General features: G+C 67.2%; 23 protein-coding genes. 7 read left to right on the forward strand and 16 right to left on the reverse strand.

Features of this window, described 5'->3' with window-relative positions:
• Positions 1-3: 3 nt before the first annotated feature.
• Both nudC and LPW26_RS04645 read left to right on the forward strand, forming a co-directional pair.
• Positions 4-936: an NAD(+) diphosphatase gene (gene nudC, locus LPW26_RS04640; RefSeq protein ID WP_238733111.1), complete on the forward strand. Its 933-nt coding sequence runs from the start codon at positions 4-6 to the stop codon at positions 934-936.
• Positions 933-1,862 carry a sugar kinase gene (locus LPW26_RS04645; RefSeq protein ID WP_238733112.1) on the forward strand — a complete coding sequence of 310 codons (930 nt, stop codon included), beginning with the start codon at positions 933-935 and terminating at the stop codon, positions 1,860-1,862. The genes nudC and LPW26_RS04645 overlap by 4 nt, the downstream gene beginning before the upstream one ends.
• A gap of 459 nt (positions 1,863-2,321) precedes the next feature.
• Here LPW26_RS04645 and LPW26_RS04650 read toward each other — a convergent pair whose 3' ends face one another.
• Positions 2,322-2,759 carry a cupin domain-containing protein gene (locus tag LPW26_RS04650; protein WP_406677030.1) on the reverse strand — a complete coding sequence of 146 codons (438 nt, stop codon included), beginning with the start codon at positions 2,757-2,759 and terminating at the stop codon, positions 2,322-2,324.
• The gene (gene gloB, locus LPW26_RS04655; protein ID WP_238733114.1) at positions 2,759-3,526 is read right to left on the reverse strand and encodes a hydroxyacylglutathione hydrolase; all 768 of its coding nucleotides are present in this window, start codon (positions 3,524-3,526) and stop codon (positions 2,759-2,761) included. The genes LPW26_RS04650 and gloB overlap by 1 nt, the downstream gene beginning before the upstream one ends.
• 171 nt (positions 3,527-3,697) lie before the next feature.
• Between gloB and LPW26_RS04660 the strand changes: the two genes are divergently transcribed.
• A complete protein-coding gene (locus tag LPW26_RS04660; protein WP_238733115.1) occupies positions 3,698-4,462 on the forward strand; it encodes a class I SAM-dependent methyltransferase in 765 nt (254 codons plus the stop codon).
• Positions 4,463-4,551: 89 nt separating this feature from the next.
• On the opposite strand, the gene LPW26_RS04665 is transcribed toward LPW26_RS04660, so the two are convergent.
• The 5 genes from LPW26_RS04665 to LPW26_RS04685 form a co-directional block, all read right to left on the reverse strand.
• Entirely contained in the window at positions 4,552-5,268 is a 717-nt protein-coding gene (locus LPW26_RS04665) for a DUF4167 domain-containing protein (protein WP_238733116.1), read from the reverse strand.
• Positions 5,269-5,858: 590 nt separating this feature from the next.
• Positions 5,859-6,734 (reverse strand): peptide chain release factor N(5)-glutamine methyltransferase, encoded by an 876-nt coding sequence (gene prmC / locus LPW26_RS04670; protein WP_238733214.1) that lies wholly within the window; start codon positions 6,732-6,734, stop codon positions 5,859-5,861.
• A gap of 38 nt (positions 6,735-6,772) precedes the next feature.
• Complete coding sequence (prfA, locus tag LPW26_RS04675; protein WP_238733117.1) at positions 6,773-7,861, reverse strand: peptide chain release factor 1; 1,089 nt, start codon at positions 7,859-7,861, stop codon at positions 6,773-6,775.
• A 73-nt stretch (positions 7,862-7,934) separates the two neighbouring features.
• A complete protein-coding gene (ptsP, locus tag LPW26_RS04680) occupies positions 7,935-10,202 on the reverse strand; it encodes a phosphoenolpyruvate--protein phosphotransferase (protein ID WP_238733118.1) in 2,268 nt (755 codons plus the stop codon).
• 296 nt (positions 10,203-10,498) lie between these two features.
• Entirely contained in the window at positions 10,499-11,752 is a 1,254-nt protein-coding gene (locus LPW26_RS04685) for an aspartate kinase (protein WP_238733119.1), read from the reverse strand.
• 190 nt (positions 11,753-11,942) lie between these two features.
• Here LPW26_RS04685 and ubiG point away from each other — a divergent pair, with 190 nt between their 5' ends.
• Positions 11,943-12,704, forward strand: coding sequence for a bifunctional 2-polyprenyl-6-hydroxyphenol methylase/3-demethylubiquinol 3-O-methyltransferase UbiG (gene ubiG / locus LPW26_RS04690; RefSeq protein WP_238733120.1), 762 nt, complete (start codon positions 11,943-11,945; stop codon positions 12,702-12,704).
• A gap of 140 nt (positions 12,705-12,844) precedes the next feature.
• Here ubiG and LPW26_RS04695 read toward each other — a convergent pair whose 3' ends face one another.
• Positions 12,845-13,660: an MBL fold metallo-hydrolase gene (locus LPW26_RS04695; RefSeq protein WP_238733121.1), complete on the reverse strand. Its 816-nt coding sequence runs from the start codon at positions 13,658-13,660 to the stop codon at positions 12,845-12,847.
• Between the two features lie 154 nt (positions 13,661-13,814).
• Between LPW26_RS04695 and LPW26_RS04700 the strand changes: the two genes are divergently transcribed.
• Positions 13,815-14,714 (forward strand): EamA family transporter, encoded by a 900-nt coding sequence (locus LPW26_RS04700; protein ID WP_238733122.1) that lies wholly within the window; start codon positions 13,815-13,817, stop codon positions 14,712-14,714.
• On the opposite strand, the gene LPW26_RS04705 is transcribed toward LPW26_RS04700, so the two are convergent.
• From LPW26_RS04705 to LPW26_RS04725, 5 genes are all read right to left on the reverse strand, one after another.
• Entirely contained in the window at positions 14,715-15,152 is a 438-nt protein-coding gene (locus LPW26_RS04705) for an EamA family transporter (RefSeq protein ID WP_238733123.1), read from the reverse strand.
• A gap of 224 nt (positions 15,153-15,376) precedes the next feature.
• Complete coding sequence (locus tag LPW26_RS04710) at positions 15,377-15,871, reverse strand: DUF1178 family protein (protein ID WP_238733124.1); 495 nt, start codon at positions 15,869-15,871, stop codon at positions 15,377-15,379.
• Positions 15,868-16,746 carry a carbon-nitrogen hydrolase family protein gene (locus tag LPW26_RS04715; protein ID WP_238733125.1) on the reverse strand — a complete coding sequence of 293 codons (879 nt, stop codon included), beginning with the start codon at positions 16,744-16,746 and terminating at the stop codon, positions 15,868-15,870. The genes LPW26_RS04710 and LPW26_RS04715 overlap by 4 nt, the downstream gene beginning before the upstream one ends.
• The gene (grxC, locus tag LPW26_RS04720; protein ID WP_238733126.1) at positions 16,743-17,018 is read right to left on the reverse strand and encodes a glutaredoxin 3; all 276 of its coding nucleotides are present in this window, start codon (positions 17,016-17,018) and stop codon (positions 16,743-16,745) included. Before grxC ends, LPW26_RS04715 begins: the two co-directional genes overlap by 4 nt.
• 52 nt (positions 17,019-17,070) lie before the next feature.
• Positions 17,071-17,886: a ComF family protein gene (locus LPW26_RS04725; protein WP_238733127.1), complete on the reverse strand. Its 816-nt coding sequence runs from the start codon at positions 17,884-17,886 to the stop codon at positions 17,071-17,073.
• A 111-nt stretch (positions 17,887-17,997) separates the two neighbouring features.
• Between LPW26_RS04725 and LPW26_RS04730 the strand changes: the two genes are divergently transcribed.
• Complete coding sequence (locus LPW26_RS04730; RefSeq protein ID WP_238733128.1) at positions 17,998-18,300, forward strand: hypothetical protein; 303 nt, start codon at positions 17,998-18,000, stop codon at positions 18,298-18,300.
• A gap of 43 nt (positions 18,301-18,343) precedes the next feature.
• Entirely contained in the window at positions 18,344-19,177 is an 834-nt protein-coding gene (locus tag LPW26_RS04735) for a methyltransferase domain-containing protein (protein WP_238733129.1), read from the forward strand.
• Between the two features lie 153 nt (positions 19,178-19,330).
• On the opposite strand, the gene mutT is transcribed toward LPW26_RS04735, so the two are convergent.
• From mutT to LPW26_RS04750, 3 genes are all read right to left on the reverse strand, one after another.
• On the reverse strand, positions 19,331-19,732 hold the full coding sequence (gene mutT, locus LPW26_RS04740) for an 8-oxo-dGTP diphosphatase MutT (RefSeq protein ID WP_238733130.1): 402 nt from the start codon (positions 19,730-19,732) through the stop codon (positions 19,331-19,333).
• 217 nt (positions 19,733-19,949) lie between these two features.
• Positions 19,950-21,191, reverse strand: coding sequence for a bifunctional glutamate N-acetyltransferase/amino-acid acetyltransferase ArgJ (gene argJ / locus LPW26_RS04745; protein ID WP_238733131.1), 1,242 nt, complete (start codon positions 21,189-21,191; stop codon positions 19,950-19,952).
• Between the two features lie 267 nt (positions 21,192-21,458).
• Complete coding sequence (locus LPW26_RS04750) at positions 21,459-21,968, reverse strand: OsmC family protein (protein ID WP_238733132.1); 510 nt, start codon at positions 21,966-21,968, stop codon at positions 21,459-21,461.
• Positions 21,969-21,996: the final 28 nt, after the last annotated feature.

Raw genomic sequence — 21,996 nt, forward strand, 5'->3', positions numbered from 1 at the left:
CCGATGAGCAGCGCATTCCCTCTGGGCCAGCCGGCCTTCGTCAGCCATGTGCTCGACCGCGCCGCGCATCTGCGTATGAACGACGCCAAGCTGATGGCGATGGAAGACAAGAGCGACACCCGCGCCTATGTGGTGCACCGCGATTCGCTGGTGGTGAAGCACGAGGACGGCGGCCCGCGCGCGCTGCTCACCATCAAGGAAGCGCTGGCACTCGGCGCCAACGCCGGCACGATCTTCCTCGGCCTGCGCGACGGCGCGGCGGTGTTCGGCATGGGCATCGGCGCGCCGGCCGCCGAGAAACTGATCGGCCGGCCCGATGCGGGCCTCGCCGAGCTGCGCGGCATGGCGATGCAGGGCCAGCTGCCGCCGGATCAGCTTTCCGCGATCGCGGTGGCGAAGTCGCTGGTCAACTGGCATCAGCGCCATGGCTATTGCGCCAATTGCGGCACCCGCACCTCGATGTCGCAGGGCGGCTGGAAGCGCGATTGCCCGAGCTGCAAGGCCGAGCATTTCCCCCGCACCGACCCGGTGGTGATCATGCTGGTGACGGCGGGCGAGAAGTGCCTGCTCGGCCGGCAGAAGCAATTCCCGCCCGGGATGTATTCGTGCCTCGCCGGCTTCGTCGAGGCCGCCGAGACGATCGAGGACGCGGTCCGCCGCGAGATCCTGGAAGAGTCGGGCATCCGCTGCACCGACGTGCGCTACTACATGACGCAGCCCTGGCCGTACCCATCCTCGCTGATGATTGGTTGTACTGCGACCGCCACCAGCGAAGACGTCACGGTGGATTTGACCGAGCTCGAAGACGCGCGGTGGTTCTCGCGCGAAGAAGCGACGCTGATGATGAAGCGCGAGCATCCGGACGGATTGGCCGGCCCGCACCCGTTCGCGATCGCGCATCACCTCGTCGGCCGCTGGCTGGAAGGACAATCATGACCAACACCGCCAAGCCCAATCCGCGCGTGCTGTGCATCGGCATTCCGGTCCGCGACCTCACCTTCCGGATCGAAGCGGTGCCGGGCCGCGGTTACAAGGTGCCGGCCAGCGCCTATCAGGAAATCTGCGGCGGCAACGCGCTCAATGCCGGCATCGGCATCGCCCGGCTCGGCGGCACGGCAACGATGTGCGGTCCGATGGGCGACGCGACTGAGATCGCAGGACGCTTCATCTTCGACAAGCTCGCCGAGGAAGGCATCGGGACCTCCGGGCTGATCCACATGCCGGGGCTGGTGACGCCTATCTCCGCCGTGCTGGTCGACCCCACCGGCGAGCGCACCATCGTCACCTTCCGCGATCCGAAGCTGTGGGACGTCAACCTGCCGGCCGCGGACGAATTGCTCGCCGACTGCGACGCCATCATGATCGAAAGCCGCTGCGCCGGCTTCGCGACGCCGCTGTGCGCCGAAGCCCGCAAGCGCGGCATTCCGGTCGTGGTCGATATCGACAGCGCGATGTCGCTGAACCAGGGCCTGCTCACCGCCTCGTCGCATCTGATCTTCTCGGCCGAAGCGCTGCACGCCACCGCCGGCATCGAGGACGACGAAGCGGCGCTGAAAAAGGTCGCGGCGCTGACCCACGCGTTCGTCGCCGTGACGCGGGGGCCCAAGGGCACGCTGTGGCTCGACGACAAGCAGCAGTTCCAGGAAACCCCGGCATACCCGGTGCACGTCGTCGACACGCTCGGCGCCGGCGACATCTTCCACGGCGGCTTCGCTGTGGCGTTCAGCGAAGGCCAGGACATCCCGAGCGCCCTGCGCTTCGCCTCCGCCGCGGCGGCGTTGAAATGCACCAGGCCGGGCGGCGCGTTCGCGTGCCCGAGCCGGGCGGAGGTCGAGGCGTTTCTGGCTGAAAAGGCGAAGTAAGCGTGCGTCGCGCAGCTCGTAGGATGGGTTAGGCACACTTGCGCCGTAACCATCACTTCGCTCACAGCGTCGTGCGATGAGTTACGCGCTTCTCAACACCACCTCCGTCATTGCCGGGCTTGACCCGGCAATCCATCCTCTTCGCAAAGATTCGCTTCAGCGCGCTGACGCGCGCGATGGATACGCGGGTCAAGCCCGCGCATGACGGGAGTGGGTCTGGCAAGGCAGTGCCCGCAAATAAGGACTCGTAGGATGGGTTAGGCGCACTTGCGCCGTAACCCATCACGTCGCGCACAGCTTCGCGTGATGGGTTACGCGCTTCGCGCTAACCCATCCTACGGGCTTGCGCCGCAACCCATCGCCTCGCGTGCCGTGCCTTGCGGCGATGGGTTACGCGCTGCGCGCTAACCCATCCTACGAGTCACTGCGTGTGGCGAAGCAGCGCCACGAAATAACCGATCACCCACGCCGCGGGTCCCAACCCGGTGGCGCCAATTCGAAGCGATCAAATTCGAAACCCGGCGCCACCGTGCAGCCGACCAGCGTCCAGTCACCGGTCGCGGCGGCGGCCTGCCAGGCGTGCGGGGGCACGATCGCTTGCGGCTGTTCGCCGGCGGTGAGATCCGGGCCGAGCGTGATCGTTCGATGCCCGCTGTCATCGGCGATCTGCAGCGTCAGCGGGGCGCCCGCGTAGTAGTGCCAGATCTCGACCGCGTCGATGCGGTGCCAGTGCGAGCGTTCGCCGCGCGCCAGCAGGAAGTAGATCGCGGTCGAGAAACTGCGGCCGGTTTGGTCGCAGCGCGTGTCGCGAAACGTTTCGCGATAGTGACCGCCTTCGGGATGAGGCTTCAGGTCGAGCCGCGCAATCACCTCGGCGGCGGTCAGTGTCCGATCAATCACGAGTTATTCTTGCGCTCGCGAATCTCGCCGAACACGTCGGCCGCGCTTTCGCCGGCGAGGCCGACCGCGGCGGCGACCGATGGCACGTCGGCGCGCAGGAACACATTGGCCTGCTTCTCTTCGCCCAGTGTCACCGGAATCGTCGGCTGGCCGGCCGCACGCTGCTGCTCGACCTGCTTGGCGCGCGCCTGCAGCGCGGCGTTGTCCGGCTCGATCGCGAGGGCGAATTTGACGTTGGAGGCGGTGTATTCGTGGCCGCAATACAGTTTGTAATCGTCCGGCAACGCGCGCAGCTTGAGCAGCGACTCCCACATCATCGGATAGGTGCCCTCGAACACCCGGCCGCACCCGATCGAGAACAGCGTATCGGCGGCGAACAGCGTGCGGTCGTCCTCGAACACGTAGGAGATGTGATCGAGCGTGTGGCCGGGGGTCTCGAGCACGCGCGCCGACAGACCGCCGACCTTGACGACGTCGCCCTCCTCGACCCGCAGGTCGACATCGGCGATCTTGGCGTTGGCGTCGTGCGGCGCGACCACACGGCACTGGTACTTCTGCTTCAGCTCGGCGATGCCGCCGACATGATCGGCGTGGTGATGAGTGACGAAAATATCCGTCAGCTTCCAGCCTTCCTTCTCCAGCGCGGCGATCAGCGGCGCGGCTTCCGGCGCGTCGATCGACGCGGTGGCGCCGGTCGCCGGGTCGTGGACCAGATAGCCGAAATTGTCGGAAAGACAGGGGACGATACGGATGTCGGCAGCCATGAATTCTCCCGGGGATTTCGATAGACGGCGCGTTGACGCGGAAGGCGCCGGCCGGTGTCACGACGATAGTCTATCACGGACCGGCAGGCGGATAAAACGCGGGGAAGCACCTGAGCGCCGCTGCACAAGGCCGCTTTGCCGGACGCGCCGCCGGCGTGGTAAAAGCCGCCCATGACGATGGATGTGGTCAAACTGCGCGAATTCTATTCGAGCCGGCTCGGCGGTGTCGCGCGGCGCCTCATCAATCGCGGTATTCAGAAGCGGTGGCAGGGCGGCAGGGACCAGCGCGTTCTCGGGCTCGGCTATCCGACGCCGTATCTCGGGCTGTTTCGCGACAATTGCGAACGCTGCATCGCGTTCATGCCGGCCGCGCAGGGCGTGCTGAAATGGCCGACGGCGCGCGCGACGTTATCGACGCTGGTGGATGAGCGCGCGCTGCCGCTGCCCGACGCCGCGGTCGACCGTATCCTAATGGTGCACGCGCTGGAGATGTCGGACGACCCCGAGGCGCTGCTGCGCGAGGTCTGGCGGGTGCTGGCGCCGTCGGGACGCTTGCTGGCGGTGGTGCCGAATCGCCGCGGCGTCTGGGCCCGCATCGACGCCACGCCGTTCGGCCATGGCCGGCCGTATTCGCGCTCGCAGATTTCCGACCTGCTGCGGCGGACCTGGTTCACGCCGGTCGGCTGGAGCGAGGCGCTGTTCGTGCCGCCACTGCAGCAGGGCTGGCTGATGCGCTCGGCACCGGCCTGGGAGCGGATCGGCGGCGCGACCTCGCTGCCGCTGGCCGGCGTTCACGTGGTGGAAGCCACCAAGCAGGTGGTGCGGCCGCTTCCGGCCAAGCGCGAACGCATCCGGCTGATTCCGTCGCTCGAGCCGTCGCTGGTGCCGTCGCCGATGCAGGCGGACGATCCCGACCTGCCGGCCCGGCCCCGCTGAAGCGAGCGGAAACGAAAAGGGCCGCGCCGGAGCGCGACCCTTGATCTCGATCACCGGATCTCAATAACCGGGCAGACGGTCGCCGGCGTTTACTCGCCGCGCGAAACGTCCTCGGACGGAGCTGGCGCCGCAGCGGCCGCGGCTTCGCCACGCGGCGTGTGCGGACGGCGACGGCGACGGGGCGGGAAGCGTTCGCCGCCAGCCGCGCCTTCGAAAGCCGCAGGGGGAACCTGCGGCTGCGGACCGGTGATGAACGACGGCAGGCGGTCGACGCCGGCATCGACGGACGGCTGCGGCTGCTCGACGCGCGGGGTGAATTGCGGCTGCGGCCGATGCTCGCGCGGCTGCGGCTGCTCGCGGGGCTGGAACTGCGGCTGCTCGCGCGGCTGATATTGCGGCGGCGGCGGCACCGGGACCAGGCCCGGCTCGGCGCCGAAGTTCGAGTAATCGACCTCGTCATCGTCGCTGTCCGACATATCGTTGTCGATGCGCGGCTGCTGTTGCTGCGGCTGGTTCTGCCGGAACTGCTCCTGCGCGGCCGCGATCAGACGGAAGTAGTGCTCGGCGTGCTGATAGTAGTTCTCAGCCGCCACCGGGTCGCCGGACGAGCGCGCATCTCGGGCAAGCTGAACGTATTTCTCGGCGACGTGAGAGGCAGTGCCGCGGATCTTGATATCGGGGCCATTGGATTCGAACACCCGGGTCATCGGATTCTGGCCGCGCCGATTGTTGTTGTTATTATTGCCGCCGCCGCCACCACCGCTGTTGCGATTGCGCAGCCGCTTGTTGTTCTGCCCGTTTCTCATGTCTTACCTTTTTACCGAGTCCGATATGTCCCGATGGTCGATGCTTGATCGTTTTGGCGCCGGACGTTTTGGCCCCGGACCGTGCCAGTGCGCGTTTGCGTCGTGTTACCGCGCATGATGCGGGTCGCTCGCGTCGCCGGCCAAAAGCCGACCCCAGGCGGAAGCCGCCCATGCGCAAAATTGACCCGTTTGATACCGTCAGCGCCGCGTGTCGCGTTCAACAAAGACGCGTTCCCCAACTCCGGAGCGCACCGAGCCGCGCTGGCCGGACCCAACAACGAACCCGCCAAAGCAGGCTCAGCTTCGCTTGCGTGAGTTCTTCAAGCGTAAAAGTAAAATCAGGCTTTCGTTTGCTCCGCGGTCGAGAGCAGCGCGGCTTTGTCAAAACCCTCGCGCTCAACCGGATCCGCCGTCCTGAACCCCTTCGAGCCGGGTTCACGACAAGAGCCGGGGTTCTCGACAAGAACTGTGTTCTTTTCCGGCCTTCGACTGCAGACCCGCGGGGGCCAGTCACCCTGGCCCGATATCCTGGCCGGAACGTAGTCGCTCTTAGCCGATTTTCCAAGCGTTTTTTGCAATCTATTCCGACATTAAGGCGCCAGATGGCACCCCACGGCCACACGCAAAATACCTCCTAGATCGGCGCGCGGCGGTGACGATACCGTCAGCCCGGCGGTCCGCATCAGGGCGACCACGGCGCCGCTCTGGCCCTGGCCGAACTCCACCACCAGGGCGCCGCCCGGTCGCAGCAGCCGCATCGATTCGGGCGCGATCCGCCGATAGGCGTCGAGGCCGTCGGCGCCACCGTCGAGCGCCAGGCGCGGATCATGGTCGCGGACCTCGATGTCGAGCGCCGCGATGTCGCCGGCAGGGATGTAGGGCGGATTGGAGACGATCAGGTCGAACGGCCCGGACAGCGCCGCCGCGTAGTCGCCGGCAACGAAGCCCGCGCGGTCCGCCAGGCCGAGCGCCGCCGCGTTGGCGCGGGCGATCCGTAACGTTTCGAGGCTGATATCAGTCGCGACGCCGGTCGCGTCGCGGCACTCGCTGAGCAGCGCCAGCAGGATGGCACCGGAACCCGTGCCAATGTCGAGGATGCGAGGCTGCGGGCGGGCTTCGGCACGCAGCAACTCCAGCGCCACCTCGACGACCGTCTCGGTGTCCGGCCGCGGCACCAGAGTGTCGGCGCTCAGCCGCAGCGGCAATCCCCAGAATTCCCGCTGCCCGAAGATCCGCGCCACCGGCTCACCAGCCAGGCGCCGGACCGTAAAGCCGGCAAGGCGCTCAGCCTCCTCGGCGGTGAGCGGCCGCCCGGCCTGAGACACCAGGCCGGTGAGATCGAGACCCGTGACCTCCCCGATCAGGAGCCGCGCGTCCAGATCCGTCGATTCGACGCCGGCATCCTTGAGCAGTTTTCCGACAGCACGGCGTGCGGCCGCGAGCGGCAGGCCGGACAGCGCATGCATCACCGAAGCCGCATCCCGCGACGACCCGGTGTCGCCGCTCACGCCGCGTCGCTTTGCGCCGCGAGCTGAGCGGCCTGGTGCTCGGTGGTGAGCGCGTCGATCAGTTCGCCGAGCGCTTCGCCGGCGATCACTTGCGGCAGCTTGTACAGCGTCAGATTGATGCGGTGATCGGTGACCCGGCCCTGCGGGAAGTTGTAGGTGCGGATCCGCTCCGAGCGGTCGCCGGAGCCGACCTTCTCCTTGCGTTCGGCCGAGCGCGCCGCGTCGAGCCGCTGCTGCTCGGCGTCGTAGATCCGCGAACGCAGGATGTTCATCGCCGAGGCGCGGTTCTTATGCTGCGAGCGGCTGTCCTGCATCATCACCACGATGCCGGTCGGCAGATGGGTGATGCGGATCGCCGATTCGGTCTTGTTGACGTGCTGACCGCCGGCGCCCTGGGCCCGCATGGTATCGATCTTGAGATCGTCCGGCTTGATGTCGACGTCGACCTCTTCGACTTCCGGCAGGACCGCGACGGTCGCCGCCGAGGTGTGAATGCGGCCTTGCGTCTCGGTGTCCGGCACGCGCTGGACGCGGTGCACGCCGGATTCGAACTTCAGTTTGGCGAAGGCGCCGCGGCCTTTCACTTCGGCGATGATTTCCTTGTAGCCGCCGACGGAGCCTTCGCTGGCCGAAATCACCTCGACGCTCCAGCCCTGCAGCGCGGCGAATTTCTCGTACATCCTGAACAGATCGCCGGCGAACAGCGAGGCCTCGTCGCCGCCGGTGCCGGCGCGGATTTCCAGCATCACGTTGCGGTCGTCCATCGCGTCCTTGGGCAGCAACGCGACGCGGATCTGCTGGATCAGCTCTTCAAGATGGCCGTCGAGCGCCGCGTGCTCGGCTTCCGCCATGGCGCGGAGTTCGGGATCGGCGCCCGGATCTTCGAGCAGTTCATCGATGCCGCCCATTTCGTCGCGCACCTGTCGGTACGCCTTCACGGCCTCGATCAGCGGATTGAGATCGGACAATTCACGCGTGATACGCACATAGTCGGCCGCGCCGACATTGCCGCCGACCAGTTGGGCTTCGAGCGAGGCGTGATGCGCGAGCAGAACGTCGAGCTTGGCTTCGGGCAGATTGGACATGGATCGGTCTCGAACAAGGGGAAACGGCAGAGCGGCGGCGTGCGAGCGGAGCGCCGGCAGAACGACAGCGTCGCTACAAGGACAGCCGGTGAGCCTCGGCAAACTCCGCCAGCTTCTGCCGGATCGACACGCTGCCGGCCGGCTGATCGAGCAGCGGCGAGATCGCCGCCTCGGCCTTGGCGGCGTCGAGCTCGAGGATCATCGCCTTGACCGGGCCGTGCGACAGCGCCGACACCGACAACGAGCGATAGCCGATCCCGATCAGCGCCAACGCCCCGAGCGGCTGTGACGCCATCTCGCCGCACAGAGACACCGAGCGCTTCGCCGCCTTTGCCTTGCGGACAATGTCGCGCAGCGCCCGCAGGATCGGCGCCGACAGCGTATCGAAGCGCTCCGACACCTTGGCGTTGCCGCGGTCGACCGCATACAGGAACTGGAACAGATCGTTGGAGCCGACCGAGACGAAGTCGACCTTCTTGAGCAGCTCGTCGAGCTGATACAGCAGCGCCGGCACCTCGACCATGGTGCCGACGTCGACGCGCTCCGGCAGCGTGTGGCCGTGCTGGCGCAGGTAGGTGAGTTCGCGCTCGACGATCGACTTCGCGGCATCGAACTCGGCGACCTCGGAGATCATCGGAAACATGATGCGCAGATAGCGGCCGCCGCCAGCGCGCAGCAGCGCGCGGATCTGGCTGCGCAGCAGTCCGGGCCGATCGAGCCCGAGCCGGATCGCGCGCCAGCCGAGCGCGGGGTTTTCCTCGACCACCGTCTCCATATAGGGCAGCGCCTTGTCGCCGCCGATATCGAGGGTGCGGAACGTCACCGGCTTGCTGCCGGCGGCGTCGAGCACGGCGCGGTACAGCGCCAGCTGATCGCTCGACCGCGGCAGGCTCTGGCCGATCATGAACTGTAGCTCGGTGCGGAACAGGCCGATGCCGGACGAGCCGGTGTCCTCGATATGCGGCAGGTCGATCGCCAGCCCCGCATTGATCATCAGGTCGACCGGCTGACCGTCGCGGGTGACGCAGGGCCGATCGCGCAGCGCCGAATACTGCGCCTGCCGGCGCGCACGGAAGCGGACCCGCTCCGCATAGGCGGCCTCGATCTCGGCCGATGGCCGCACATAGATCGACCCCGAGGTGGCGTCGACGATGATGGCGTCGCCCGGATCGGCGATGCCGGGCGCGTTCGGCACTTCGCCGACCGCCGCGATGCCGAGCGCGCGCGCCACGATGGCGACGTGCGAATTCGCCGTGCCTTCTTCGAGCACCAGGCCGCGCAGCCGCTTGCGGTCGTAATCGAGCAGCGCCGCGGGGCCCATCGAGCGCGCGATCAGGATGGCATTTTCGGGCAGTTGCTCGCGCGACGGCGCGTGGTTCTGTCCGACCAGTTGGCGCATCAGCCGATGGCCGAGATCTTCGAGATCGTGCAGCCGCTCGCGCAAATACGGATCGGTCGAGCGCAGCATCCGCGCCCGGGTGTCCGACTGCACACGTTCGACCGCGGCCTCGGCGGTGAGGCCGGTGGCGACCGCCTCGTGCAGCTTGTGCGACCAGCCGTGGTCGTTGGCGAACATCCGGTAGGCTTCGAGCACGTCGCGATGCTCGCCGCCGTCGGCGACATCGCCGCGCTCAAGCATGCGGTCGAGATCTGACCGCAGATTGGCGAGCGCGGTGTCGAGCCGTTTGATTTCCTTCGGCAGATCTTCGGCGATGTAGTTGGTGATCACCACGCGCGGCTCGTGCAGCACGACATGGCCGAGCGCGATGCCGTCGGACAGCACCGCGCCGGTCTTGTGGATCGAGTGCCGCGCCGCGGGCTCGGCGCCAGGCTGCGCCAGCGCCGACAATTCGCCCGAGGCGATCATCTCGGCCAGCACCATCGCGGTGGTCTGCAGCGCCTCGACTTCTTCCTCGACATAGGTGCGCTTGGCGCGGTTCTGCACCACCAGCACGCCGAGCGTATTGCCGGCGCGCAGGATCGGCACGCCGAGGAAGGAGTGATAGATTTCTTCGCCGGTCTCCGGGCGGAACGAGAACGCCGGATGGCTCTGCGCGTCGGACAGGTTCAGCGGCGTCGCCTCGGATGCCACGAGACCGACCAGGCCTTCATGCGCGCTCAACACGGTCTGGTGGACCGCTTCGCGGTTGAGGCCTTCGGTGGCGTAGAGTTCGAGCGTGTTGTCGACACGCAGCACGTAGGTCGAGCACACCTCCGCCACCATGTTGGCGGCGATCAGCACGACGATCTTGTCCAGGCGTTCTTGCGCGGAGACTTGCTCCGCCATGGTTTCACGGAGCCGTCTCAGCAAGACGCGGGGGCCGCCCGACGTGCTCCGCATGTGCCGACATCTCCCTGAAATCAACGCCGCCGCCGACCTGCGCGCCGACGGCAGAAAACCTTCGTCTCAAACATCGCCGGGCGCCTCGCGCGCCCCGCGACACTCATCGAGCAACCGCCTCATCACCCGCCGCGGCCTTCGCAACGCAACACGAGCCGGCTTGTCAGCCGCCTCGGCGACGCCGTGCGCCCTTCAGGCCGTATAGCGAATTGAGGCTTGATTTGCCAAGCAAAACGCCTGCCACCCACGGCCGCGAAGCGTCATTACCCGCAGCCTTCAATCACTACAAAATTGTTCTAAACTTGATCCAATCCGTACAAAGTATGCAGCGTGCGGACAGCCAGCTCCGTATAGGCGGCATCGATCAGCACCGAGAACTTGATCTCCGAGGTCGTAATCGCCCGGATGTTGATGTTGCGGGCGGCCAGCGCCGCGAACGCCTGGGCGGCGACGCCGGCGTGACTGCGCATCCCCGAGCCGATCACCGACACCTTGGCGACGTCGGTTTCGCTGTCGAACCGGGCATAGCCGATCTTGTCCTGCGCTGACGTGATGGTCTGCTTGGCGCGGGCGAAATCCGCCGCCGGGACCGTGAAGGTCAGGTCGGTGGTCTTGCCGTCTTCCGACACGTTCTGGACGATCATGTCGACGTTGATGTTGGCGTCGGCCAGCGGCCCGAAGATCGACGCCGCCACCCCCGGCTTGTCCTCGATCCGGCGGACCGAGATCTGGGCTTCGTCCTTCGAGAAGGCGATGCCGGTGACGACGTGGTTCTCCATGATTTTCTCCTCGCTGCAGATCAGCGTGCCCGGCGGCGTGCCGTGCGGATCGATGTCTTCGGGTTTGTCGAACGAGGACCGCACGAAGATCGGCACGTTGTAGACCATGCCGAGCTCGACCGAGCGGACCTGCAGCACCTTGGCGCCCTGCGAGGCCAGCTCCAGCATTTCCTCGAACGCGACCTTGTCGAGCCGCCTGGCCTTCGGCACCACCCGCGGGTCGGTGGTGTAGACGCCGTCGACGTCGGTGTAGATGTCGCAGCGGTCGGCCTTCAGGGCCGCCGCGATCGCCACCGCCGAGGTGTCCGAGCCGCCACGGCCGAGCGTGGTGATGCGGCCGGTCTCGGGATTGATGCCCTGGAAGCCGGCAATCACCGCCACTTCCTTGCGGTCTTCGAACCGCTTGATGATCTCGCCGCCGTCAATGTCGACGATCCGGGCCGACGCATGGGCGTCGCTGGTGCGGATCGGCAACTGCCAGCCCTGCCAAGACCGTGCCTGGATACCGAGCGCCTGAAGGGCGATCGCCAGCAGGCCCGACGTCACCTGTTCGCCGGACGCCACCACCGCATCGTATTCGCGGGCGTCATGCATCGGCGAGGCTTCGGTGCACCAGGCGACCAGCTCGTTGGTCTTGCCGGCCATCGCCGACACCACCACGGCGACCTCATGGCCGGCATCGACCTCGCGTTTGACATGGCGCGCGACGTTCTGGATGCGCTCGATATTGGCGACGGACGTGCCGCCGAATTTCATCACAAGCCGGGCCATGACGAATAGTGCAATCCCTGCAGACAACGGATATGGATGGCGCGGAATCCGCCAGTCGGCAGCCGCGTGGCGCGTATACACAGCGCCGCGGTTTCGGGCAAGCAACCGAGCGGCCCCGGACGGAACCGGGGCAAGCTTTAGCTGCCCGCGATGGCGCGAACACGCGAATCTGGGAGCACGGCGAACCGCCATGGCATTGCAACACGAGACCTCCGGCGCGCCGGCGTCGACCGTCGACCCCGCCGAGATCGCCAAATTTTCCAAGCTGTCGGCAGAATGGTGGGATCCGACCGGCAAGATGGCGCCGCTGCACCGGATCAATCCGCTGCGGATCAGCTTCATCCGCGACGCCGCCTGCCGCAAGTTCGACCGCAACGCCAAGAGCCTGAGCTGCCTGTCCGGGCTGCGCATGCTCGACATCGGCTGCGGCGCCGGCCTGCTGTGCGAGCCGTTCACCCGGCTCGGCGCCCAGGTGATCGGCATTGATCCATCGGCCACCAACATCGCGGCCGCCAAGCTGCACGCCGACAAATCGCATCTGGCGATCGACTACCGCAACGTCATGGTCGAGGAGATCGACCCGCGCGAGCGCTTCGACATCGTGCTCGCGATGGAAGTGATCGAGCACGTCACCGACGTCGGCGCCTTCCTGTCGCGCTGCGCGGCGCTGATGAAGCCGACCGGCATCATGGTGGTGGCGACGCTCAACCGGAACTGGAAGAGCTTCGCGCTGGCCATCGTCGGCGCCGAATATGTGATGCGCTGGCTGCCGCGCGGCACCCATCAGTGGGACAAGTTCGTCACCCCGGCCGAACTCGAGCAGCACCTCAACGGCATGAAGCTGGTCGTCACCGAACAGTCCGGCATGGTCTTCAACCCGCTCGCCGACCGCTGGAAGCTCTCGCCCGACATGGACGTGAACTACATGGTGGTGGCAGAGACCGCGCCGTAGCAAGCTTCGTAGGGTGGGCAAAGGCGCACTTGCGCCGTGCCCACGCGTGACCCACCTCATGCTGAGGCTACGCGTGGGCACGGCGCTGCGCGCCTTTGCCCACCCTACGACTCACTGAATTATCCGTCATTGCGAGACGACTACACCCCCCTCAAAATAATCACCGTCGGTGCGCCCGGCAGCGTCTCGCGCGAGATGCGCAGGCTGCTGTCGCCACGCTGATCGATCGCGAAATCTTGCCCGATGCGGCGCATGAAGTCGTCGAGCGGCGTCATGAAGCGGTGCATCGGCAGCACCACCGAGGCGCGCAGCCGCTTGGTGATGTCGGAGATGCCGGCGAGCGACATCGTGTAGCTGCCGTCGATCGGCACCATCAGAATATCGATCCGGCCGATCGCCGCGATATGGCTGTCGTCGAGCGTGGTGTGCAGATGACCGAGATGGCCGATACACAGGCCGGCGACTTCGAAGATGAAGATCGAATTGCCGTCCTTGATCATGCCGCCGGCGCCGCCGTCGTCGAACATGTAGCGGCGGATATCGGTGGTGACGTTGCGGATCAGCACGTCGCCGACGCGCTCATAAACCTTCGCCGGCTGGCCACCCTCGCCCCAGCCGTGCAGCACATGGGCGATGGTCGGATCGGGCGCCAGCGTGTAGTGGGTCGAGTGCGCGCGGTTCATGGTGACGACGTCCGGCGTGCGCCCGGTGTCGTAGGTGCCGCTGTAATCGGTCGCCACCATGACGCCGCCCGGGCTTTCGATCGTGTAGGTGGCGTGGCCCCGATAGGTGATCAGCACCTGCTCGGCCGCAGCCGTGCGCCGCAGGCTGACCGGGATGGCGCGCGGCCCTTGCGCCATCGCCAGACACTCGCTGCCGCGGAACCCATCGGCAGCCCGCGCCGGCGCGGCGAACAGGGTGACCAAAGCGGCGAAGACGGCAAGGCAGCGCAACATGGCGGTGTCGCTCCGTTCGAGGCACCGGAAGTGTAGCGGTAAAATCCGCGAGCACCAGCGCGACCGGGGCGCGCAACGCTGGCATGAGCCCGCTCAGGTTGACCCGGGCGAGCGGCCCCGCCACGGTGCCGCGCCCTCCAGCCACGATCACCTCATGCTCACCGTCGCCTCGCTCTGGATTCCGTTCACGCTCGTCGCCGCGCTCGGCCAGGTCGCGCGCAATGCGATGCAGCGCTCGCTGACCGGGCCGCTCGGCACCTGGGGCGCCACCAACATCCGCTTCCTGTTCGGGTTTCCGTTCTCGATCCTGTTCTTCGTGGGGGTGATCGCGGCGACCGGCGACGCCGTGCCGTGGCCGAGCCTGGCGTTCTGGCCATGGCTGCTGCTCGGCGCGCTGTCGCAGATCGTCGCCACCGGGCTGATGCTGGCGGCGATGAACGAGCGCTCCTTCGTGGTGACCACCGCGTATCTGAAGACCGAAGCGATTCAGACCGCGGTGTTCGGCTTCGTGTTTCTCGCCGATCATTTGAACCTGTGGAAGGTGGTGGCGATCCTGATCGCCACCTTCGGCGTGATCATCACGGCGCTGCGGCCCGGCAGCGAGCGCAACCTCGCCAGCCTGCGGCCGACGCTGCTGGGGCTCGCCGCCGCCGCGGCGTTCGCGCTGTCGGCGGTCGGATTTCGCGGCGCCATCATCGTGGTGCCGAACGTGACGTTCGTGACCGCGGCGAGCTTCACGCTGGTGTTCGCGCTCGGCATGCAGACGTTGGTGCTGACGATCTATCTGCTGGCCCGCGCCCCGCAGGTGCTGCGCGAGATCTTCCGGCTGTGGAAGCCGTCGATGCTGGCGGGCTTCGTCGGCGCGCTCGCCTCGCAGTTCTGGTTTCTGGCGTTCGCGCTCACCGCCGCCGCTAATGTCCGCACGCTGGCGCTGGTCGAGGTGCTGTTCGCGCAGGCGGTGGCTTACTACTCGTTCAAGCAGCCGCTGTCGGCGCGCGAACTCGGCGGCACGGCGCTGATCGTGCTCGGCGTCGCGCTGCTGGTCGCGGCCTGATCACTTCACCACGATGATCACCGCGCCGGCGGCGATCAGCGCGATGCCGAGCCAGTGCGTCGCGCTCGGCCGCTCGCCGAGAAAAACCACGGCGAACAGCGCCACCAGCACCACGCTGAGCTTGTCGATCGGCGCCACCAAGGTGGCCGGCCCGAGCTTCAGCGCGCGGAAGTAGCACAGCCACGACGCCCCGGTGCACAGCCCGGACAGCACCAGGAAAAGCCAGGTCTTCGCGCTGATCGGGCCGGTGGTTGCAAACTGCCCGGTCGCAAACAGGACCACGGCGAGCGACATCAGCACCACGACGGTGCGGATGAAGGTGGCAAGATCGGAATTGATATCGGCGACGCCGACCTTGGCGAAGATCGCGGTCAGCGCCGCGAATACGGCGGAGAGCAGCGCCCAGAATTGCCAGGAGAGCAGCGTGTCGGGGTTCATGGCCAATGCCGCGCAATGAAGTCGCCGCGCCGGCAGCGCGCTCCCTCGCCCCGCCCTTGCGGGGAGAGGGTTGGGGTGAGGGGCGAAGCGAGTCGCAGCGTCTCGGCTACGCGGAGACGCTCCCTCACCCGACCGGCTGCGCTGCGCTTAGCCGGTCGACCTCTCCCCGCGCGCGGGGAGAGGTCAGGCGCGCTGTGCTCGGGGGCCGCGCGCCGCATGCGCGTTCAATTCCGGTCGTCCGGCAGCACCGGCAGCGGCGCCACTTCGATGCCTTCGTCGATCAGCGCCTTGGCCTCGGTGGGCGAGGCCTCGCCGTAGATCGGGCGGTGCTCGATATCGCCATAGTGCATCTTGCGGGCTTCCTCGGGGAAGCTATCGCCGACATTGTCGGCATTCTTGACGATATGGTCGCGCAGCTCCTTGAGCTTGGCGCGCAGCTCGCGCTCCTGCGCCAGCAGCAGCGGAGTCGATGACGCTTCGCTCGCACCTGCCGCCTCGGGCGCAGCCGCCGGCGCCGCAGCCTCGACCGGTTCCGGCGCGCGGCCGCGGCCTTTCTTGCCGACGATGCGCGGCGCCATGATGGCCTTTTCGACCTTGGTGGAGTCGCAGGCCGGGCAGCTCACCAGCTTGCGCCGGACCTGCGAGTCATAGGCCGACGAGCTCTGAAACCAGCTGTCGAACTCATGCCCGCTGTCGCAGCGCAGACTGTAACGGATCATGTCGGGCTCCGGACCAGATGCAGATAGTCCGGGCCGGCATTGGGATCGGCCAGCGTGAAGCGGCGGCCGTGCTGCAGCGACGGGATCTTGCCGCGCGCCTTGGCGACCTCCGCCGGATCGATCCGCGCCATGATGAAGCCCGGGTCGATACCGCCCTCGGCCAGCACCTTGCCCCACGGATCGATGATCAGCGAATGGCCGAAGGTCTCCCGCTTGTTCTCGTGCAGGCCGCCCTGCGCGGCGGCGAACACGAAGCAGCCGTTCTCGATCGCGCGGGCGCGCAGCAGAACGTGCCAATGCGCCTCGCCGGTCGGCTTGGTGAAGGCCGCCGGCACCGAGATGAACGACGCGCCGGCCTCGGCCAGCGCGCGGTACAGCGCAGGAAAGCGCACGTCGTAGCAGATCGTCAGCCCGATCCGGCCCCACGGCAGATCGGAAATCACCGCGGTCTCGCCCGGCTGATAGTTCGCCGATTCGCGATAGCTTTCGCCATTGCCGAGATCGATGTCGAACATGTGGATCTTGTCGTAGCTCGCCAGGATGGTGCCGTTCGGCGCGATCAGGAACGAGCGGTTGACGGCGCGGTCCGGCGAGCCGAGCAGCGCCAGCGAGCCGATATGCAGATGAATGTTCAGTTCGCGCGCCAACGCCCGGTACGCCTTGAGCGAGGCGTCGTTGTCCTCGTCGGCCAGATGCTCGAACAGTTTCTCGCGATTGAGCTGCATCATGTTGCTCACCTCGGGGGTGAGCACGTAGTCAGCGCCGGCCGCGGCCGCCTCGCGGATCAGCGCGGTGCCCTGTTCGAGGCTCTGTCCGGGCAGCAGCCCGGTGCGCATCTGAACCAGAGCGGCATTGAACGGCGCGGTCTCGGTCATGAGGTGGCCTTTTCGCCCGCCAGCATCGCGTCGAGCTTGCCTTCGCGATCGAGCGCATAGAGGTCGTCGCAGCCGCCCACATGGGTGCCGCCGATGAAGATCTGCGGATAGGTCGAACCCGGATGGGTGCGCTCGTCCATCTGCTTGCGATAGGCCGGATCGACCGCGACATCGTACTCGGTGAACGCCGCCTTCTTGCGGTTCAGCAGCGACTTGGCGGCGCTGCAATAGCCACAGCCGGGGCGCGTAAAGATCTCGATCGCAGCGGGCATCGCAGCTCCATGGGTCGTTATTGAGGCCGGGCCTTCAAAGCAAGGTACGGAATTATATGGGAGATTTCAGCATCTCCACAACCCGGGCAAAGACCAACACGTCGACCGACCGGGCCTTGGCGCGGAGCAGCGCCCGGGCGCAGGCATCGACGGTGGCGCCGGAGGTCAGCACATCGTCGATCAGCACGACCCGTCTCCCCTGCACCTCGGCCTTCCGATCCGCCGGAACCTTGAAGGCGCCCTGCACATTGGCGGCCCGCTCCGAGCGCGACAGCCCGATCTGATGCGCGGTCGGCCGGACTCTCCGCAGCGCCTCGACTGCAACCGGCAGACCGGCCTGCCGGCCGATCACCCGCGCCAGCGCGCCGGACTGATTATAGCGCCGCGAAAAGCTGCGCCGCCAATGCAGCGGCACCGGAACCAGCAAGTCGGCGCCCTGCAGCAGCGGCTCGCCGGCATGCGCCATCCAGCGCCCCATGGTCGGCGCCAGATCGGTGCGATCATGGAATTTCAGCGCGTGAACCAGCGTCTTGGCCACCTCGTCGTAGCGCACCGCGGCACGGGCGCGGGCATAGGCCGGCGGATCGGCGATCGCCTGCATCGACAGGATGCCGGGGCCGGGGTCGTAGACGAACGGAATGCCGAGCTTGTCGCAATATGGCGGGGCGATGAACGACAGCTGCGACCAACATTGCGCGCACAGCCCCTCGCCCGCCACCGGCTCGCGGCAGGCCACGCACAGCGTCGGCAGTGCGACGTCGAGCACCAGCCGGGTCGCGCGGGACCAGACGCGGCGCACGGCTCCGAACGCTCGGACGAGGCCGCCGCCCGTTTTGCCGTCCGAAGCCGTGATCGCTTCCGCCTGCATGACGCGAGGCTAGCGCCGTGCCGTCCGCCGTCAAGGATAAGAACCGGGTAGTGTCGGGCGCCCGAATGGAGCACAAGGAGGCCTCACGCTGCGGCACCCCGGAGAGCGCAAATGTCCAATCCCGACGACAAGACCGACGACACGATCAACTACGTCGATCGGCCGGATGCGCCGCACGTCTATTTCGACATCGCGCCGGCGCATGGCGTGATGGCCAACAATGTCGAGATCGAGCTGGCCACGCGCACCCTCAACCCGCTGCCGGACGGCAGCGTCGAGGTGAAGTTCGTCACCGCCGCCCGGCTGCGATGCAGCCAGGCCGGGGCGCTGCATCTGCGCAATGCGCTGGATGCGGTGCTGAAGATGTTCGAGGCCTCCCAGCAGGGGCCCTCGGCGGCCGCCAAGCTGAACTGAGGACGCCATTGCCGATGGCCATCAGGCTCCCCACCTGCCCGGCATGACCGACGTGCCCCCGATCCTATTCGACCGCCGCCTGCTCGCGGCGCGTCTGAGCCGCGCGCGCGCCTCCGGCCCGGAGAGCTTCCTGCTCGACCGCGTGACCGAGGAGATGGACGACCGGCTGCACGCCGTGCTGCGCGACTTCAAGCGCGTCGCCGACGTCTGGACGCCCGGCGCGGCGCTGCCGCCGGGGCGTTTCGCATCGATCACGCACGTCGCCCTTGATGCCTCCGGCGACGAAGCGCTCGGGCTCGCGCCCGGCGCGTTCGATCTGGTGGTGTCGGCGCTGGCGCTGCAATTCGCCAACGATCTGCCGGGCGTGCTGGCGCAGATCCGCCGCGCGCTGAAGCCGGACGGGCTGCTGCTGGCGGCGCTGACCGGCGGCGACACGCTGACCGAACTGCGCCAGGCCTTCGCGGCGGCCGAAGCCGAGATCGAAGGCGGCGTCTCGCCGCGCGTCGCCCCGGCCGCGGACCTGCGCGACATCGGCGCGCTGCTGCAACGCGCCGGCTTCGCGCTGCCGGTGACCGACGTCGACCGCGTCGTGGTGCGCTACGATCATGCGTTCGCGCTGATGCAGGACCTGCGCCGGATGGGCGCCACCAATGTGCTGATCGAACGCCGCAAGGCCCCGCTGCGCCGCACCACGCTGACCCGGATGGCCGAAATCTACGCCGACCGCTTCAGCGACCCCGACGGCCGCATCCGCGCCACCTTCGAGATCATCTGGCTGTCCGGCTGGTCCCCCCACGAAAGCCAGCAGCAGCCGCTGAAGCCGGGCTCGGCGAAAGCGAGTCTGGAGGAGGCGGTGAAGGGACTGATGCCGAAGTAGTTCGCAACCTGTGCCGAACGCAGAGCCGCACGTCACCTACCCCTGGTCGTCATTGCCGGGCTTGACCCGGCAATCCATCTTCTTGTGAAGAGTGATGGATGCGCGGGTCAAGCCCGCGCATGACGCTGATACGTGCTGCCAACGCCGTGCGCTTCACATCAGAAGTTCGATCAGCGGCGGGATCAGCGGGATGTCGGCGGGCGGCATCGGGTAGTCGCGGAGTTTGTTGGCGCGGACCCAGGCCAGCTCCTGGCCCTCGCGCGGCATCACTTGTCCTTCCCAGCGCCGGCATACATACAGCGGCATCAGCAGATGGAAGGTCTCATAGGCGTGGCTGGCGAAGGTCAGCGGCGCCAGGCAAGCTTCTTTCACCGTGATGCCGAGCTCTTCGTCGAGCTCGCGGATCAGCGCCGCTTCCGGCCGCTCGCCGGGATCGAGCTTGCCGCCGGGAAACTCCCACAGCCCGCCGAGCTGCTTGTGCTTCGGCCGCTGCGCGATCAGCACGCGATTGTCCGCATCGATCAGCGCGACGGCGACGACGAGGAGGAGGTTCATGCGGCCCTCCGCAGTATGGCCACATCGTCGCCCGCAATACGCTTGTTGTGGCGCACTGCGCCCGCCCCACCAACGCCGTCATGCCCCGCGAAAGCGGGGCAACCAGTATCCAAGAGCGCTGCGGTTAAGTAACTGTCGGCACGGCGTACTGGGTCGCCCGCCTGCGCGGGCGATGACGGCAGACGGTGGCGAGGCGCTGTGCTCTGCACGACCAAATTCACGACCGATAGTCGCCGTTGATCGCGACGTATTCCTTGGTCAGGTCGCACGTCAGCACGCGGTCGCGGCCTTTGCCGAGGCCGAGCGCGACCTTGATCTGGATCTCCGGCTTCTTCATCGCGGCCGAGACTTCCTTCTCGTCGTAGGACGGATCGCGCGCGCCGGCCTTGGCGACGCGGATGCCGTTGAAGGAGATCGACAGTTTGTCGCGATCGGCCGGCTCGCCGGCCTTGCCGACCGCCATCACCACGCGGCCCCAATTGGCGTCCTCGCCGGCGATCGCGGTTTTCACCAGCGGCGAGTTGGCGATCGACATCGCGATCTTGCGTGCCGAGGCCGGCGTCTTCGCACCTTCGACGATGATCTCGACCAGCTTGCGGGCGCCTTCGCCGTCACGCGCGACCTGCTCGGCGAGATCGGCCAGCACCGCATTAAACGCTTTCACGAACGCCTTCAGCCGCGGATCGGAGGCGCGGGAAATCTTCGGCGCGCCGGCCTTGGCGGCAGCACCGGTGGCGAACGCCAACAGCGTATCCGAGGTCGAGGTGTCGCCGTCGATGGTCACGGCATTGAAGGTGTCGGCGACGCCGGCTTTCAGCAGCGCCTGCAGGCAGGAGGCCGACAGCGGCGCGTCGGTGAACACAAAGGACAGCATCGTCGCCATGTCGGGCGCGATCATGCCGGCGCCCTTGGCCATGCCGTTGATGGTGACCTTGGTGGTGCCGATCTTCACCGTCTTGGTCGCCACCTTGGGGAAAGTATCAGTGGTCATGATCGCCTTGGCGGCGTCCATCCACTGGCCCGGTTCGGCGGTCTCGGCGAGCTTGCCGAGCACGCCGTCGAACTTGGTGGCGTCGAGCGGTTCACCGATCACGCCGGTCGAGGCGAGGAACACCTCGTCGGTTTTACAGCCGATCGCCTTGGCGGCGATCGAGGCGGTCAGCGCGGTCGATTGCCGGCCGTTCTTGCCGGTGAAGGCATTGGCGTTGCCGGAATTCACCACCAGCACGCGCGCGGTGCCGCCCTTCAGCTTGTCGCGGCACCACTCGACCGGGGCCGACGGACACTTCGACTTGGTGAACACGCCCGCCACCGCGGTGCCCGGATCGAGCGCGACCAGCAGCACGTCGGTGCGGCCCTTGTAGCGGATGCCGGCCGCGGCGGTGCCGAGGCGAACGCCGGCAAGCTCCGGCAGCGTGGGGACGTTGGTGGGCGCGAGCGGAGAAACGGAGCTGGACATCGGAGCGCTTTCGGCAGGTTCAGTGAAGCCCCGCGGCGCGGAGCCCCACCCCTGTCTCACAAGCGCATGGCATTGAGAAGAAAAAATCGGATCGCGGTCCCTGCATCACCCCCACGTCGTCCCCGCGCAGGCGGGACCCATAACCCCTGGCTTGCCGATTTACGCAAGGCCTCTACCGCACTGCTCTCATCGAGAGACTGCGGCGTATGGGTCCCCGCCTGCGCGGGGACGACGTGGGATGGTCACGTGCCTGAAAGCGAGTTGCGCTCACACCCGCTCGAGCGCGACCGAGACCTTCGGGCCGTTCTTGATGGTCTGGTACACCACGCAATAGCGCTCGGTCAGCTTCAACAGCAGGTCGAGCTTGTCCTGCGGCGCGTCGGTGCCGACCTCGAAGCGCAGGCGGATTTCGCGGAAGCCGACCGGAGTTTCCTTGTCGATGCCGAGCGTGCCGCGGAAGTCGAGATCGCCCTCGGCCACCACGTCACCGCGCGTCAGCGGCACCTCGATCGCGGTCGCGACCGATTTCAGCGTGACGCCGGCGCAGGCCACCAGTGCCTCGAGCAGCATGTCGCCCGAGCACAGTTCGAGCCCGGAGCCGCCGGTCGCCGGATGCAGGCCGGCGCTCGCCAGCGCCCGGCCGGTCTCGACCTTGCAGGAGATGCCGTCCTGATCGACCGAGCCCTTGGCCTTCAGCGTGATCAGCGCGGCGGCCGGATCGGTCTTGTAGCGCTCCTTGTACGGCGCCTGAGTGGCGCGCAGCGTGGCGGCATCCATGGTGTTTCTCCCTGTTGTGTCTGGCTGG

The sequence above is a fragment of the Rhodopseudomonas infernalis genome (assembly GCF_022271405.1).
Taxonomy (GTDB): Bacteria; Pseudomonadota; Alphaproteobacteria; order Rhizobiales; family Xanthobacteraceae; genus Rhodopseudomonas; species Rhodopseudomonas infernalis.

Coding starts and splice junctions, on each gene's coding strand:
- prfA (WP_238733117.1), bottom strand. CDS start 7,861: ATGTCCAATCTGCCCGAAGCCAAGCTCGACGTTCTGCTCGCGCATCAC.
- prmC (WP_238733214.1), bottom strand. CDS start 6,734: ATGCATGCGCTGTCCGGCCTGCCGCTCGCGGCCGCACGCCGTGCTGTC.
- LPW26_RS04725 (WP_238733127.1), bottom strand. CDS start 17,886: ATGCAGGCGGAAGCGATCACGGCTTCGGACGGCAAAACGGGCGGCGGC.
- ptsP (WP_238733118.1), bottom strand. CDS start 10,202: ATGCGGAGCACGTCGGGCGGCCCCCGCGTCTTGCTGAGACGGCTCCGT.
- ubiG (WP_238733120.1), top strand. CDS start 11,943: ATGGCATTGCAACACGAGACCTCCGGCGCGCCGGCGTCGACCGTCGAC.
- grxC (WP_238733126.1), bottom strand. CDS start 17,018: ATGCCCGCTGCGATCGAGATCTTTACGCGCCCCGGCTGTGGCTATTGC.
- mutT (WP_238733130.1), bottom strand. CDS start 19,732: ATGAACCTCCTCCTCGTCGTCGCCGTCGCGCTGATCGATGCGGACAAT.
- gloB (WP_238733114.1), bottom strand. CDS start 3,526: ATGGCTGCCGACATCCGTATCGTCCCCTGTCTTTCCGACAATTTCGGC.
- nudC (WP_238733111.1), top strand. CDS start 4: ATGAGCAGCGCATTCCCTCTGGGCCAGCCGGCCTTCGTCAGCCATGTG.
- LPW26_RS04710 (WP_238733124.1), bottom strand. CDS start 15,871: ATGATCCGTTACAGTCTGCGCTGCGACAGCGGGCATGAGTTCGACAGC.
- LPW26_RS04695 (WP_238733121.1), bottom strand. CDS start 13,660: ATGTTGCGCTGCCTTGCCGTCTTCGCCGCTTTGGTCACCCTGTTCGCC.
- LPW26_RS04705 (WP_238733123.1), bottom strand. CDS start 15,152: ATGAACCCCGACACGCTGCTCTCCTGGCAATTCTGGGCGCTGCTCTCC.
- argJ (WP_238733131.1), bottom strand. CDS start 21,191: ATGTCCAGCTCCGTTTCTCCGCTCGCGCCCACCAACGTCCCCACGCTG.
- LPW26_RS04700 (WP_238733122.1), top strand. CDS start 13,815: ATGCTCACCGTCGCCTCGCTCTGGATTCCGTTCACGCTCGTCGCCGCG.
- LPW26_RS04645 (WP_238733112.1), top strand. CDS start 933: ATGACCAACACCGCCAAGCCCAATCCGCGCGTGCTGTGCATCGGCATT.
- LPW26_RS04685 (WP_238733119.1), bottom strand. CDS start 11,752: ATGGCCCGGCTTGTGATGAAATTCGGCGGCACGTCCGTCGCCAATATC.
- LPW26_RS04750 (WP_238733132.1), bottom strand. CDS start 21,968: ATGGATGCCGCCACGCTGCGCGCCACTCAGGCGCCGTACAAGGAGCGC.
- LPW26_RS04735 (WP_238733129.1), top strand. CDS start 18,344: ATGACCGACGTGCCCCCGATCCTATTCGACCGCCGCCTGCTCGCGGCG.
- LPW26_RS04730 (WP_238733128.1), top strand. CDS start 17,998: ATGTCCAATCCCGACGACAAGACCGACGACACGATCAACTACGTCGAT.
- LPW26_RS04665 (WP_238733116.1), bottom strand. CDS start 5,268: ATGAGAAACGGGCAGAACAACAAGCGGCTGCGCAATCGCAACAGCGGT.
- LPW26_RS04660 (WP_238733115.1), top strand. CDS start 3,698: ATGACGATGGATGTGGTCAAACTGCGCGAATTCTATTCGAGCCGGCTC.
- LPW26_RS04715 (WP_238733125.1), bottom strand. CDS start 16,746: ATGACCGAGACCGCGCCGTTCAATGCCGCTCTGGTTCAGATGCGCACC.